The sequence below is a fragment of the Amycolatopsis sp. CA-126428 genome (genome assembly GCF_002904335.1).
Lineage (GTDB): Bacteria > Actinomycetota > Actinomycetes > Mycobacteriales > Pseudonocardiaceae > Amycolatopsis.
In genome coordinates this window covers 70,152-83,895 of the sequence record NZ_PPHF01000062.1, presented here as the reverse complement: position 1 = coordinate 83,895, position 13,744 = coordinate 70,152, and the positions used below count along the sequence as shown (strand labels likewise).

Here is a 13,744-nt window from a genome sequence, read left to right as displayed (position 1 = left end):
CTATTCACCGCCACCGGCGTCACCTTCCTCCGCGATGGGGCCCGGCGGCCGCACGTCCTGCGCGTCCCCCACGCCGGCGTCCTCACCACCGGGATCCGCCTTCGGTAGCCGGACGGTGAACGTCGATCCGGCGTCCACTTCGGACTCGACGGCGACCGTGCCGCCGTGCGCCGCGACGAGGTGGCGCACGATGGCGAGGCCGAGCCCGCTGCCGCCGGTCTGGCGGCTGCGGGACTTCTCGGCCCGCCAGAACCGGTCGAACACGTGCGGCAGGTCCTCGGCGGCGATGCCGGCGCCGGTGTCCGCCACGGCGAGCGTCACCTCGTCCACAGTGGACGAGATCCGGATGGTCACCCGGCCGCCGGGCGGCGTGTGCCGGATCGCGTTCGTCACCAGGTTGCCGACGACCTGCCGGAGCCGGACCGGGTCGGCCGTCAACGTGGCTTCGCCGAGCGCTTCGACGGTGAGCGTGACACCGCCGGCGGCGGCCCGGTCGGCGTGCGCGGCGGCGACGTGGCCGGCCAGCTCCGCCGCGTCGAGGGGCTCGGGGTGCAGGCGCAGCTGCCCGGCGTCGGCCGCGGCGAGGTCCTGCAGGTCGTCGACGATGTGCTGCAGCAGCACGGTTTCCTCGAGCAGCGACGCGCTCAGGGCCCGGTCGAACGGCAGGTGCCCGTCTTCGGCGGCCTCCAGCCGGCCGCGGATGACGTTGAGCGGGTTGCGCAGCTCGTGGGCGATGTCGCTGACCATCGCCTTGCGCTGCTCCTCGATGCGCTCGCGCCGGGCGGTGAGGTCGTTGAACGCGGCGGCGAGGTACCCGACCTCGTCGCGGGACTTCACCGGCGCCGGCCGGTCCTGCTGCGCGGCCTCGGTCAGCGCCCGCAGCGGACGGGACAACCGCCGCGCGACGAGCGCGGTGAGCGCGACGGCCAGCGCCAGCACGCCACCGGTCACCGCCAGGATCCGGGTGAGGTTCTCCCGCGACAGCGTGAACGTCGGCAGCGGCGACCCGCCCGGGCCGAGCGTGAACAGCAACGCGGGCGGCGCGACGTACGGCGCGAGCTGCTCGCGGCGGGCCGAGTCGAGGCAGCCCTGGATCGGCCGCTGATCGGGGACGTCGAGCACCTCCAGGTCGCGGTCGATCTTCACCGGGTCGCCGCCCTGGTTCTGCACGCAGCGGTTGACGGCCTCGTTCAGGCTCGTCAGCGCGGCCTGCTCGGTCGGGGTGGGGGCGGCCAGCTCGAAGAGCCCGCACTTGCCCGCGTAGTAGCGGGCGGAGAGCGGGTCGAGCCCGGTGAGCTGGGGCCGCCCGCTCGGCGAGTCGTGCACCTGACCGGGCAGGCCGAACACGGCGAGGCACGCGGTGGCCTTGTGGGCCAGCACGGTGAGCTCCTCGCGTTCGGACGGGGGCAGCTTGAACGGGCCGGTCGCGCGCGGGTCGATGCCGCTCGTCCCGGCCTCGGGCAGCAGCACCGGGTCGACGTGCAGGGGATCGACCGACGCGGTCGCCTTGACCGGCAGGGTGACCGGCGCGCCGCCGGAATCGCCGAGGACCCGCCGGTCGAGGGTGGTCAGCACGACCCGGCGGCCGGTCTGTTCCGACAGCGTCCGCAGCCGGGGGCCGACCTGGTCCCACGTGTGGTTCGCCGCGGCGAAACCGAGCAGCTCGGTGTAGATCGTCGCGTCGCCGGAGAGGGCCTGGCCCTGCTCCTGCTGGATCGCGCGGGTGGTGGTCTGCACGGCCAGCCACGCGGTCGCCGCGATGGAGGCGAGCGCGATGAGCAGGGAGACGGCGCTGAGCCGGACGACCAGGCTGCGCCGCCTCGGGAAGCTGCGCTGCCGCGCCTTCGGGCTAGGCGTCATCTTCCGCCGTCAGCTTGTAGCCGACTCCGAAGACGGTCCGCAGGTGGACGGGCTTCTGCGGGTCCGGCTCGATCTTCTTCCGCAGGTTGAGCACGTGGACGTCGATGATCCGGGTGCTGACGAACCGGTCGTCGCCGCGGGTCAGTTCGAGCAGCTGCCGGCGGGTGAACACCCGGCCCGGCTGCCGGATCAGCGTCTCGAGCAGCTGGAACTCGCCCGGAGTGGTCTCCACCGGCCGGTCGCCGACCGAGACTTCGTGCCGCACCGGGTCGAGCCGCAGGCGGCCCGCGCGCAACGCGGTGTCGGGCGGCTCGCCGCGCCCGGCGGTCCGCCGCAGCAGCGTCCGGACCCGGGCCATCAGCTCGCGCGGGCTGTACGGCTTGGTCAGGTAGTCGTCGGCGCCGAGGTCGAGGCCGAGCAGCAGGTCGTCCTCGGTGGCGCGGGCGGTCAGCATCAGCACCGCGACGTCGGACTCCTGCCGCAGGATCCGGCAGACGTCGAGGCCGTCGACCTTCGGCATCATCACGTCGAGGACCAGCAGGTCGGGGCGGTCGCGCCGGGCCTCGTCGAGCGCCGCCCGGCCGTCGGGGGCCAGCACCACGGTGTGCCCTTCGCTTTCGAGGTAGAGCCGGAGGACCTCGGCCTGCTTCTCGTCGTCTTCCGCGACCAGTACACGTGCGCACACGGCGTCGAGGGTAGGCGTCCTGACACGGTGGTCACCCCATCCTGACCGGATCTTCACACCTTGGGGCCGCCGGCCCAGCCCCGCACGACGTCCTCCAGCACCTTCAGCGGCAGCTGGCCGCCGCCGAGCACCACGTCGTGGAACTCCTTGATGTCGAAGGAGGCGCCGAGCCGTTCCTCGGCGAACCGGCGCAGGCGCACGATCTCCAGCCGTCCGGTCATGTAGGCCAGGGCCTGGCCGGGGCTTTCGATGTACCGGTCCGTTTCGGACTGCACTTCGACCTCGCTGAGCACCGTGTGCGCCCGCAGGAACTCGACGCATTGCCGCCGTGTCCAGCGCAGGGCGTGGAGACCGGTGTCGACGACCAGCCGCGCGGCCCGGACGGAGTCCTCGGCCACCATGCCCAGCCGCATCAGGTCGCCGGAGAACAGGCCCATCTCGTCGGCGAGCCGTTCGGTGTAGAGGGCCCAGCCTTCGCTGAAGGCGGAGATCACGGCGATGCGCCGCAGCTGGGGCAGCTCGGTCAGTTCCTGCGCCAGCGATTCGGCGAAGTGGTGGCCGGGCACGGCCTCGTGGAAGGCCACGGTCTCGGCGATGAACCGGTCACGCGTGTGCACCTCGTGCGCGTTGGTGTAGAAGGTGCCCGGCCGCGAGCCGTCGAGCGCGGGTGGCATGTAGTACGCCGCCGCGGCGACGGGCGCTTCGGCTTCCGGCACCGCCCGGACGACGCACTCGGCGTCCGGCACCCGGGCGAACCAGTCCGGCGCCGCGGCGGTCGCGCGGGCGACGGCGCTCCGGGCGGTTTCGAGCATCTCTTCGGCGTCACGCCAGCGGAGGCTTTCGTCGCTGCGCAGCCGCCGGCGCACCTCGGCCGGGTCGGTCAGCCCGAACACCCGGCCGCCGATCTCGGCGTACTCGGCTTCGAGCCCGGCGAGCACCTCGAGGCCCAGCCGGTGCAGTTCGGCGGGGGTGTGGTCGGTGGTCGTGTGCATCCGCGCCAGGGCCGCGTAGTGCGTTTCGCCGTCTTCGAGCCAGCAGAGCCCCGGCTGGTCGTCGGACCGGCCGCGCCCGGCGACTTCGGTGGCGAGGAACTCGCGGTAGCGCGCGAGGGCCGGCCGGACGGCCCCGGCGACCAGCTCGTCCCGGCGCGCACCGTGGTCTCCGGTGAACGGGCTGTCCTGCGCCAGGAAGCGGTCCAGGAAGCCGAGAGCGTTGTGCGCCATCCGGTCCACCGGCGTCCGCCCGGCCCGCAGCCCGGCGCGCTGGCGTTCGGCCAGTGCCGCGTAGAAGGCGGGGAAGCCGGCCAGCCGGGTCAGGAAGTCCTCCTCGGCCCGCTCGCCGACGGGCTGCAGCTGCGGCAGGAAGATCGGGAGCGACATGCCGACGGCGAACATCGGATCGGCGAGGGTGAATTCCACGTCGTTCGCATCCAGCCGGGCAAGCACGGTTTCCGCCTGCTGGACGACAACGCCCAGTGTGACGCGGTCGGGGTCCGCCGAAGTCTTCGCCCGGGCGAGGATGCCGGCGGCCCGGGCCCGGAGGCGTTCGTGCGCGGTTTCGCTCGGGTCGGGCAGCTCGGCATCGTGGCCGGGGATGCCGACGAAGGTCGCTTCGAGCGGGACCCAGGTGCCCAGGACGTGGAGCAGTTCGTCGGCGAGGGTGGTCGCTTCGGAGGTCATTCGTCCATCGTGCCGGAACGCTCGTTCAGGTTCCGTGCTCCGACTTCACCTACCCGACCGTAGCTCTCGGCATCACCGTTGCCGGTGTCTCGGCAGTGGGATCTTCGGCTTTCTCCGGTACCGCGCGATCGCCTGGTGGGCACCGAGTGAGCCTCCGGATGGGCACAGGGATGGCGGCGCCCGTTGCGATCGACCGGGCTTGAACTCGGGGAGGGAGCAGCGGTAGCCCTTGGGTGAACCCGGCCGGAACGGAACCGGGCCGGGAGCGAATCGCTCCCGGCCCGGTCGCCGTCAGGTCAAGCTCGAACAGGATCTCGCGTCCGGATCCTGAGCTCCCTTCGGTACCCACCGCACGTTCGCGAACGAAGCCTGGAACGTGCCGTCGGTGTAGACCAGGAACGGGGTGTTGATGTGCTCGAAGTCCAGCCCGTTGTTGAAGCAGGACACCGGGATCTTCACCGTCGTCTTCGGGCCGCCCGCCAGGTCGGTGAACAGCTTCGTCGCGTTCACCTCGGAGAAGCAGGGGTAGACGCAGTGCATGCTGATCACCGTCCGGTTGGCCGGTGCCTGCTGCACGACCGTGTCGAACTCCAGGGCGGCGTCGGCGTTCAAATAGCCGCGCAGGTCGTTCGTGCCCGCCGTGTTCTGCATGTACAGCTGGGCCGCACCCGCGCCGGTCCAGGTTGCCTTGAGCCCGTCGGCCTGGACGTTGACGTCCGCCGGGACGACGTTGATCTCGCTGTGCGCCGCCGTGCCGTCGGGGCCGATCACCGTGCCGCCCCAGTTCTCCGCCGAGCCGATCTGGCTCGTGTACGGCGGGACGTCGGTGCGGTCGAAGATCGACAGGTCCTGGGTCGCCGTCCCGCCGCCGCCGGTCGAGGTGCAGGACGCCGGCCCGGAGGTCTCGTCCAGCTGGCCGACCGTCACGCGCTGCCCGGACTTGAGGCCGTAGCCGAGCTTGAACAGCGGGTCGTAGCCCGGCGACCACGGGTTGAGCGGCGACTGGCACGCGCTCTTCGGCCACGAGTACGACAGCGTGCCCTGGTAGCCGGTGCCGTCCTTGCCCTTGACCAGCATGTCGGCGACGCCGCCGCCTTCGGTGCCGGGCAGCCAGGCCGCCACGAACGCGTCGGAGCGGTTGATCTCCTTGTTCATGTACAGCGGGCGGCCGCCGACGTACACGGTGACGACCGGGGTGCCCTTGCCGCTGACCTTGTCCAGCACGGCCAGGTCCTCGGGGTAGAGCTTCGACGCCTCGAGCGACTTGCGGGTCAGGTCGCCGACACCCTCGGCGTACGGCGTCTCGCCGATGACGGCGATGACCGCGTCGAAGCCCTTGGGGTCGACGGTCCCGGTGGCGTCGAAGGTGACGTTCGCGTCGCCGAGGTCCTGCTTGATGCCCGTCAGGATCGAGGTGGCGTTCGGGAAGTCGGCGTTGGTGTTGCCGGTGCCCTGCCAGCTGAGCGTCCAGCCACCCGTCTGGTTCGGGATGTTGTCGGCGCTCTTGCCGACCACCAGGACCTTCGACGCCGGCTTGAGCGGCAGCACGTTGCCGTTGTTCTTCAGCAGCGTCTGCGACTCGCGGACGGCGTCACGCGCCAGCCAGTTGTCCTTCAGCGCCTCGTCGGAGTTGGCGTAGGAGCGGTCGGACGGCTTCTGCGACTCGAACAGGCCGTCACGCAGCTTGACCCGCAGGATGCGGGTGACGGCGTCGTCGATGCGCGCCATCGGGATCTGGCCGCTCTGCACCTGGGCGACGGTGTTGGTGATGAACGCCTTCCAGTCGTTCGGCACCATCACGATGTCGATGCCGGCGTTGATCGCCTGCGGGCACGAGGAGTTCGTGCAGCCGGTGACCTGGCCGATGCCGTTCCAGTCGGAGACGACGAGGCCGTCGAAGCCGATCTTGCCCTTGAGGATCTGGTTCAGCGCCTTGTCGCTGCCGTGCAGCTTGCCTTCGGTGATGCCGAGGTCGGCGTTGGTCCAGCTGTTGAACGACACCATCACGGTCTGGGAGCCGGCGGCGAGCGCGCCGTAGTAGCCCTGGCCGTGGATGTTGATCATGTCCGCTTCGGACGAGGGGTTGACGCCCTGGTCCTGGCCGTTGATCGTGCCGCCGTCGCCGATGAAGTGCTTGGCGGTGGCGATCACGCCGTTGTAGCCGATGCGCTTGGTGGCGCCGTCCTGGAGGCCGTCGATGGCTTCGAAGCCGTACGCGCGGGTGATGCGCGGGTCCTCGGAGAAGCCTTCGTAGGTGCGGCCCCAGCGGTCGTCCTGGACGACGGCGAGGGTGGGCGAGAAGGCCCAGTCCTGGCCGGTGGAGCGGATCTGCCGGGCGGTGGCGCCGGCGACGTCGCGGACCAGGCACGGGTCGTGCGCGGCGCCGAGGCCGATGTTGTGCGGGAAGACGGTGGCGCCGTAGACGTTGTTGTTGCCGTGCACGGCGTCGATGCCCCAGATGACGGGGATCTTCGTGCGGCTGGTCTTGGAGGCGTCCCAGTAGGAGTCGGCGAGGTTCAGCCAGTCCTGCTGGGTGGCGTACTTCTTCCCGCCGGGCCACGAGCCGCCGCCGTTGAGGACCGAGCCGATGGCGTACTGGCGGACCTCGTCGGGGGTGATGGCGGCGATCTCGGGCTGCGTCATCTGCCCGACTTTTTCTTCCAGGGTCATGCCCTTGAGGATTTCGGCGATCCGCTGCTCGTCGCCGGCCTTGCCCTTGAGCCGGCTGTCGACCTTCGGCCAGTCCGCCAGGGTCGGCAGGCTCTTTTCGATCTTGGCGCAGCCGTCCTTGTCCTTGGCCGGCTGGCCGATGACCGGCTGGGGCACTTCGGCGGCCTGGGCCGGCGTCGCCTGGGCGATCCCGCCCAGCAGGCTCAGGCTCATCAGCGTGACGAGCGAACTTCGGCGCGCACGAGACCACGCGCGGGATCTTCTGGCCATGGACTGGTCCATTCTGCGATGAACGGCGGACCGGCCGATCCTCACCGCGCGACGGGGAGGGCGTCAAGGGTTTCGAATATTTGGAGGGCGTGTTAATTCTTGACATAAACTAAGAGTCGCTCGGTGGTGGGGTCACGCCTAACGCGTAATGCGGTTGCGGTCAAGGGCACTGAGGGGCAAGGGTTTTGCCCCATGGACATCCGCCGTGTGGTCTCGCTCGAACCGCTCCTGGCGGCCGGGCACCTGTTCGACGATCCCCCGCGGCAGGACGCCGCCGAGCGCTTCCTCGCCGCCGATGGCCACCACCTGCTGGTCGCGTACGTGGACGACGTGCCGGCGGGCATGGTGACCGGCGTGGAGACGACCCACCCGGACAAGGGCACGGAGATGTTCCTGTACGAACTGGGCGTCGACGACGGCTTCCGCGGGCAGGGCCTCGGCCGGTCGTTGGTGACGGCGCTCGGGGAGCTGGCTCGCGAGCGCGGGTGCTACGGCATGTGGGTCGTCACGGAAGGGGACAACGCCCCGGCGAAGGCGACCTACCGCGCGGCCGGCGGAGTCGCCGAGGAGGGGCAGGCGGTGCTGGTCTGGACGTTCGGCTGAGCGCGCGGCTCAGCTCAGCACCGAGCCCGGCAGTTCCTCGAAGATCAGCCAAGTCCGCGTCGACCGCACGCCCTCCAGCGCCTGCAGCCGCTCCAGCACCACGTCCCGCAGGGTCGAGTTGTCCGGCGTCCGGACCAGCAGCAGGATGTCGAAGTCGCCGCCCACCAGGGCCACGTGGTCGACGTACGGGATCTCGTGCAGGTCCGTCGCCATCGTGCGCCAGGACGTCTGCTCCACCATCACCATGATGTAGGCCGAGGTGCCCAGGCCCGCTCGGCGCGGGTCGATCCGGGCGCCGAAGCCGGTGATCACCCCCTCCGCCATCAAGCGCTCCAGCCGGGCGTACGCGTTCGTCCGTGAGATGTGGAGTTTTTCCGCCAGCGCGCGCACCGCCAGACGGCCGTCCGCGGACAGCTCCGCCAGCATCGCCCGGTCGACGTCGTCCAGGGCCGGGACCGTTCGTCCCGGCAGACCCCCGTGAGCCAGGACACCGGTGGACGTTTGGGCGCCGGAAGGACCTCCTGGAGACAGTTTGTCGCTCATTTCCGCCAACCCTTGAACACAACACCGCCGAGAACGACCATTTCAGCATCATATGTCTGGGAGAGGTGGTGTGCGCCATGGCTGTGCTGTCCTCGGAGACCCTGCTGCCGTCCGCTGCCCCGGTGCGGTTCGTCGCCGAAGACGGGAGCCGGGCCGGCGAGCACGGCGCGTACGGCGAACCCGCGGGAGAACGGCTCAAGGAGGCCTACCGGCTGATGGTCCTGGGCCGCCGGTTCGACGTCCAGGCGACCGCGCTCACCAAGCAGGGCCGGCTCGCCGTCTACCCCTCCAGCGCCGGCCAGGAGGCCTGCCAGGTCGCCGCGGCGCTCGCCCTCGAAACCCGGGACTGGCTCTTCCCGACCTACCGCGACTCCGTAGCCCTCGTCGCCCGCGGCCTGAAGCCCGGCGAAGTGCTGACGCTCCTCCGCGGCGACGCGCACTGCGGCTACAACCCGGTCGAGACGCGCGTAGCGCCTCAGTGCACTCCGCTCGCGACGCAGACGCTGCACGCCGTCGGCCTCGCGCACGCGATGCAGCGACGCGGCGAAGACGCCGTCGCGCTCGCGCTCATCGGGGACGGCGCCACCAGCGAAGGCGACTTCCACGAAGCGCTCAATTTCGCGGCCGTCTTCAAGGCGCCCGTCGTGTTCTTCGTGCAGAACAACCGCTTCGCCATCTCGGTGCCCTTCGAGAAGCAGAGCGCCGCGGCCGCGCTGGCGTACAAGGGCATCGGCTACGGCATGCGCTCGGAGCAGGTCGACGGCAACGACGCCGTCGCCGTCCTGGCCGTCCTCGACGACGCGGTGAAGCACGCGCGCGAAGGCAAGGGGCCGGTCCTCGTGGAGGCCCACACCTACCGCATCGACGCCCACACCAACGCCGACGACGCCACCCGCTACCGCGACGCCGAAGAAGTCGCGAAGTGGCGGGAAGCGGACCCGCTCAAGCGGCTCGAAACGTTCCTCAAGAGCGAGAACCTGCTGCAGGACAACGAAATCGACCGGTTCGCGGCCGACGCCGAGGTGTTCGCCCAGTCCGTCCGCGACACGCTGAACGCCGAGCCCGAGCTCGACCCGCTGTCGCTGTTCGACCACGTCTACGCCGAGCCGACCCGCCAGCTGGAAGCCCAGCGGGCCGCCCTCGAAGCCGAACTGGAGGCCTGATGACGACCACCATGGCGCAGGCCCTCAACGCGGCCCTGCGGGACGCCCTCAAGGACGACGACCGCGTCCTCGTGTTCGGCGAGGACGTCGGCACGCTCGGCGGCGTCTTCCGCGTCACCGACGGCATCACCGCCGACTTCGGCGAGGACCGCTGCTTCGACACGCCGCTCGCCGAGTCCGGCATCGTCGGGTTCGCCGTCGGGATGGCGATGGGCGGCTTCCGGCCGGTCGTCGAGATGCAGTTCGACGCCTTCGCCTACCCCGCGTTCGAGCAGATCACCTCGCACGTGGCGAAGCTGCGCAACCGCACCCGCGGCGCGCTCTCGCTGCCGATGGTGATCCGCGTGCCCTACGCCGGCGGGATCGGCGGCGTCGAGCACCACTGCGACTCCAGCGAGGCCTACTACACGCACACGCCGGGCCTGCGCGTCGTCACGCCGGGCACCGCGCAGGACGCCTACGACCTGCTCCGCGACGCCATCGAGTCGCCCGACCCGGTGGTCTTCCTCGAACCGAAGTGCCGCTACTGGTCGAGCGAAGAGGTCACCTTCACCCGCTCGGGCCCGGCCATGGACCGGGCCGTGGTCCGCCGCCACGGCAAGGACGTCACGCTCATCGCGTACGGCCCGATGGTCGCCACCGCGCTGGAAACCGCCGACGCGGCGAAGGCCGAGGGCTGGGACGTCGAGGTCGTCGACCTGCGCTCGCTGTCGCCGTTCGACGACGAGACCGTGACGGCTTCGGTCCGCCGCACCGGGCGGGCCGTGGTGGTCCACGAGGCCGCGGGCTTCGGCGGCTACGGCGCCGAGGTCGTCGCGCGCGTCACCGAGCAGTGCTTCCACCAGCTGCACGCGCCGGTCCTGCGGGTTACCGGGCTCGACATCCCGTACCCGGCGCCGAAGCTCGAGCGCCACCAGCTCCCCGACGTCGACCGGATCCTCGACACGATCGCGCGCCTGCAGTGGGACGACACGCCGGTGGTGGCCGGTGCCTGACTTCCTGCTGCCGGACCTCGGCGAAGGCCTGACCGAGGCGGCGATCGTGGACTGGCGGGTCAAGGTCGGCGACACCGTCGACGTCGACCAGGTCGTCGTCGAGGTGGAGACGGCGAAGGCGGCGGTCGAGGTGCCGGTGCCGTTCGCCGGCGTGGTGTCCGCGCTGCACGGCGAGCCGGGGCAGCTGCTGCCGGTCGGCGCGCCGCTGCTGAGCGTCGGCGGGTTCGCCGAACCCGGCGTCACGACGTCTTCGGGCAGCGGCAACGTCCTGATCGGCTACGGCACCGCGCCGACGACGCGGCGCAAGCGCGCGCGGCGCCCGGTGAGCACCACCGCACCCACGCGGCCGAAGCAGGCGCCCGGCGTGATCTCGCCGTTCGTCCGGAAGCTGGCCGCGGACAACGGGATCGACCTCGCGAAGGTCACCGCCACCGGCGCGGACGGGATCATCCGCCGCGCCGACGTCGAAGCGGCGTTGAAGAAGCCGGTCGCGAAGGGCAAGCGCATCCCGCTGACCGGGGTTCGCAAGGCCGTGGCCGACAAGCTCACGACGTCCCGGCGGGAAATTCCCGAGGCCACGGTCTGGGTGGACGTCGACGCGACCGGGCTGGTCGCCGCCCGCGCGGCGTTGAACGCCAAGACCGACCGGCCGGTCAGCCTGCTCGGGCTGATCGCGCGGTTCGCCGTCGCGGGGCTTCGCCGGTATCCCGAGCTGAACTCGCGCGTCGAAGGCGGCGAAATCGTCCTGCTCGACGAGATCCACCTCGGGCTCGCCGCGCAGACCGGCCGCGGGCTGGTCGTGCCGGTGGTGCGGGACGCGGGGGAGCTGTCCACCCGGGACCTGTCGGCGGCGATCGGCGAGCGCGCCCGCACGGCCCGGGACGGCAAGCTCGCGCCCGCGGACCTCACCGGCGGCACCTTCACGGTCAACAACTACGGCGTCTTCGGCGTCGACGGCTCGGCCGCGATCATCAACCACCCCGAGGCGGCCATCCTCGGCATCGGCCGGATCATCGACCGGCCGTGGGTCGTCGACGGCACGCTGGCGGTGCGGAAGGTCTGCGAGCTGACGCTGGCCTTCGACCACCGCGTCTGCGACGGCGGCACGGCGGGCGGGTTCCTGCGGTTCGTCGCCGACTGCGTGGAGTCGCCGGTCACCGCGCTGGGAGACCTCTGACGACTCACCGGCCGCCTTGGCCGGTGGTGTCGGTGGTCGCACTTAAAGTGGTTGCGTGACGACACCGGCCCAGCACGACCGCGACCTGGCGGAGGGCCGCGTCGCCCGGCTCAAGCAGGACCTGCGGGACGGGCTCACGACCCCGCCCGCGGACGTCGAGGAGATGGACGGGCTCGTCGCGACGGCCCACCGGCTGCTCGACGCCGAGCTGGCGTTCGACGAGGCCAGGCGGCGCCTCGCCGACGCCGAGCTCGAGTCCCGCCACGCGGCGACGCAGCGCGCGGTCGTCTGGTTCGCGGCCGCGCCCGTCCTGGTGCCGCTAGCCGCCGCGGCGCTGGTGCTGTTCGAGGTGCTTTCGCCGGTGTGGCTGCTGGTTCTGGTGCCGCTGTTCGGCGCGGGCCTGTGGATCGGCTTCGCCCCGGTCCGCCGGGCCGGAGCCGTGATCCGCGAGCGCACGCGGGCGGCGTGGGCGGGCACGATCACGGCGCTGGCGCTGGTTCTCGCGCTGATCCCGTGGTCCGGGGTGGTGGTCTGCACGATCCTGGCGGCGCTGGGTGCCGCGGGCACGATCGCGCTGCTGTGGCGGGAAAGCCGGCTCCCGTGAGCCACGGCTACGCGACCTACGGCGACGATCCCGAGTTCTCGGACGAGTACCTCGAGACCGCCGATCCGGCGCGCCGCGACCTGGACGAGCTGTTCGCGGCGGTCGACGGGCTGCGCGCGGCCGACGACCGCCTGGGTCAGGACGTCGCCGAGCTGACCGAGCGGCTGGAGAGCGGCGGCCCGGACCGCCAGGACGACCGGATCGACCTGCTCGCCCGGCAGCTGGAGCGGCTGCGGCAGCAGGTCCGCGTCCTGGAGCGCGCGGTGCGCGTGGCCGACGGGGTGCCGCAGGCGGACCTGGACGACGTCGGCGCGGAGACGCGGGCGCTGGCGGCCGAGGCGGCGCGGTGGGACGACCTGCACAAGGAGCTCGTCACCAAGGAGCAGCGGGCCCGGTACGCGGAGGAGATCGCGCACCTGGACGCGGTGCGCGGCGCGCTTTCCCGCTGCGACGCCGACCTCCTGGACGTCATCGGCGTCTTGGCCTCGACGAACCGTGCGTCCCGGGCACGCGGCGACGCGGAGTCCCGGCTGCGCGCGCTGGCGACCCGGCGCCGCACGTTGCTGGACGAGGAGATCCCGGCGGCTTCGGCCGCGGCGGAGAAAGCGCGGCTGGCGTTGCGCGAGGCCGACGCGGTCGAGGCGCGGGTGGTGCCCCAGCTGGAGCGGGCCGAGCGAGCGTGGCACGACCTGCAGGTGCGGCTGCGCACCCGGATCACCGACGCGCTGGGCTCGAACGTCCTGCTGCCGACGTGGTTCGGGAACGCGCTGGGGGTGGCACCGCCGTCCGGCACAACGGGTGACGCGTGGATCCGGACGGCGGCTTCGGTGCTGGCGTACCGGGTGACGTTCGGGGTCACGGAACCGGCGTTGCCGCTGGGCCCGCCGGCCCCGGAGGCCGCGGACACCACGGAACGCCGCTGGACCTGGCGGGCCCGCCTCGAGTCGGACTTGGACGAACTCTCGCTCTAACCCGCGCGGAGGGCGGACTCCAGCCGGCGGTGCAGTTCACCCAAGCGCGTACGGCCCGGTTTGCCCGGCGGGAATCGCTGCAGGAGGGCGCTCACCTCCGGTGGGGCCTGCGCGAGGGCCCATTCGATCTCCGCCGGCGCGGAATCGCCGGCGAGTTCGCGCGCCAATGCGGCCTGCTGGGCCGGGCCCACGATGTGCTGCACCTGGTGCGGCGACGCCAGGGGATGCAAGTACGCCGCCCCCGCCGCGGCGACCGCTGCGCGGGCCGCGGCGGAGGCGACCGGGTCGGTGGTTGCGCCGGCCGCCGCCAGTGCCGCCCACGCCGCCGTGCGCAGGGCCTTGGTGCGCGGAGCGCCCGAAGCGAATTCTCGCGCCGCGTCGATCGCCGCGGCCGGGCGGAGATCATCCGGGACGCGGGACTCGTACAGCGGCAGGACACGGGAAGCGCAGGCCGCGGCCCAGCCCGTCAACGCTCGTAGTTCGTCAAGACTCAGCTCCACCCCCGTGAAGCGTATCCTTGAACA

Annotated in this window: 12 protein-coding genes; 6 read left to right on the top strand and 6 right to left on the bottom strand. The window is 71.8% G+C overall.

All coding sequences use genetic code 11. From position 1 onward, the window contains the following. From C2L58_RS16075 to C2L58_RS16060, 4 genes are all read right to left on the bottom strand, one after another. Positions 1–1,860, bottom strand: coding sequence for a sensor histidine kinase (locus tag C2L58_RS16075; RefSeq protein ID WP_233225751.1), 1,860 nt, complete (start codon positions 1,858–1,860; stop codon positions 1–3). Further along, positions 1,850–2,545, bottom strand: coding sequence for a response regulator transcription factor (locus C2L58_RS16070; protein WP_103338378.1), 696 nt, complete (start codon positions 2,543–2,545; stop codon positions 1,850–1,852). Before C2L58_RS16070 ends, C2L58_RS16075 begins: the two co-directional genes overlap by 11 nt. 53 nt (positions 2,546–2,598) lie before the next feature. Next, positions 2,599–4,224: a DUF885 domain-containing protein gene (locus C2L58_RS16065; RefSeq protein ID WP_103338377.1), complete on the bottom strand. Its 1,626-nt coding sequence runs from the start codon at positions 4,222–4,224 to the stop codon at positions 2,599–2,601. Positions 4,225–4,515: 291 nt separating this feature from the next. Further along, on the bottom strand, positions 4,516–7,107 hold the full coding sequence (locus C2L58_RS16060) for a glycoside hydrolase family 3 protein (protein WP_103338376.1): 2,592 nt from the start codon (positions 7,105–7,107) through the stop codon (positions 4,516–4,518). A 249-nt stretch (positions 7,108–7,356) separates the two neighbouring features. Between C2L58_RS16060 and C2L58_RS16055 the strand changes: the two genes are divergently transcribed. Then, complete coding sequence (locus tag C2L58_RS16055; RefSeq protein WP_103338375.1) at positions 7,357–7,767, top strand: GNAT family N-acetyltransferase; 411 nt, start codon at positions 7,357–7,359, stop codon at positions 7,765–7,767. A gap of 9 nt (positions 7,768–7,776) precedes the next feature. On the opposite strand, the gene C2L58_RS16050 is transcribed toward C2L58_RS16055, so the two are convergent. Beyond that, positions 7,777–8,253: an Lrp/AsnC family transcriptional regulator gene (locus tag C2L58_RS16050; RefSeq protein WP_103338460.1), complete on the bottom strand. Its 477-nt coding sequence runs from the start codon at positions 8,251–8,253 to the stop codon at positions 7,777–7,779. A 134-nt stretch (positions 8,254–8,387) separates the two neighbouring features. Between C2L58_RS16050 and pdhA the strand changes: the two genes are divergently transcribed. The 5 genes from pdhA to C2L58_RS16025 are packed head-to-tail and all read left to right on the top strand — an operon-like array spanning position 8,388 to position 13,220. Beyond that, positions 8,388–9,473 carry a pyruvate dehydrogenase (acetyl-transferring) E1 component subunit alpha gene (gene pdhA, locus C2L58_RS16045; protein ID WP_103338374.1) on the top strand — a complete coding sequence of 362 codons (1,086 nt, stop codon included), beginning with the start codon at positions 8,388–8,390 and terminating at the stop codon, positions 9,471–9,473. Next, a complete protein-coding gene (locus tag C2L58_RS16040; protein WP_103338373.1) occupies positions 9,473–10,468 on the top strand; it encodes an alpha-ketoacid dehydrogenase subunit beta in 996 nt (331 codons plus the stop codon). The genes pdhA and C2L58_RS16040 overlap by 1 nt, the downstream gene beginning before the upstream one ends. After that, positions 10,461–11,645: a dihydrolipoamide acetyltransferase family protein gene (locus C2L58_RS16035; protein WP_103338372.1), complete on the top strand. Its 1,185-nt coding sequence runs from the start codon at positions 10,461–10,463 to the stop codon at positions 11,643–11,645. The genes C2L58_RS16040 and C2L58_RS16035 overlap by 8 nt, the downstream gene beginning before the upstream one ends. A gap of 55 nt (positions 11,646–11,700) precedes the next feature. Further along, positions 11,701–12,249, top strand: a complete 549-nt coding sequence (locus C2L58_RS16030; protein ID WP_103338371.1) for a hypothetical protein — start codon at positions 11,701–11,703, stop codon at positions 12,247–12,249. Continuing rightward, positions 12,246–13,220, top strand: coding sequence for a hypothetical protein (locus tag C2L58_RS16025; RefSeq protein WP_103338370.1), 975 nt, complete (start codon positions 12,246–12,248; stop codon positions 13,218–13,220). The genes C2L58_RS16030 and C2L58_RS16025 overlap by 4 nt, the downstream gene beginning before the upstream one ends. On the opposite strand, the gene C2L58_RS16020 is transcribed toward C2L58_RS16025, so the two are convergent. Continuing rightward, positions 13,217–13,720 carry a putative immunity protein gene (locus tag C2L58_RS16020; protein WP_103338369.1) on the bottom strand — a complete coding sequence of 168 codons (504 nt, stop codon included), beginning with the start codon at positions 13,718–13,720 and terminating at the stop codon, positions 13,217–13,219. The genes C2L58_RS16025 and C2L58_RS16020 overlap by 4 nt on opposite strands. Positions 13,721–13,744: the final 24 nt, after the last annotated feature.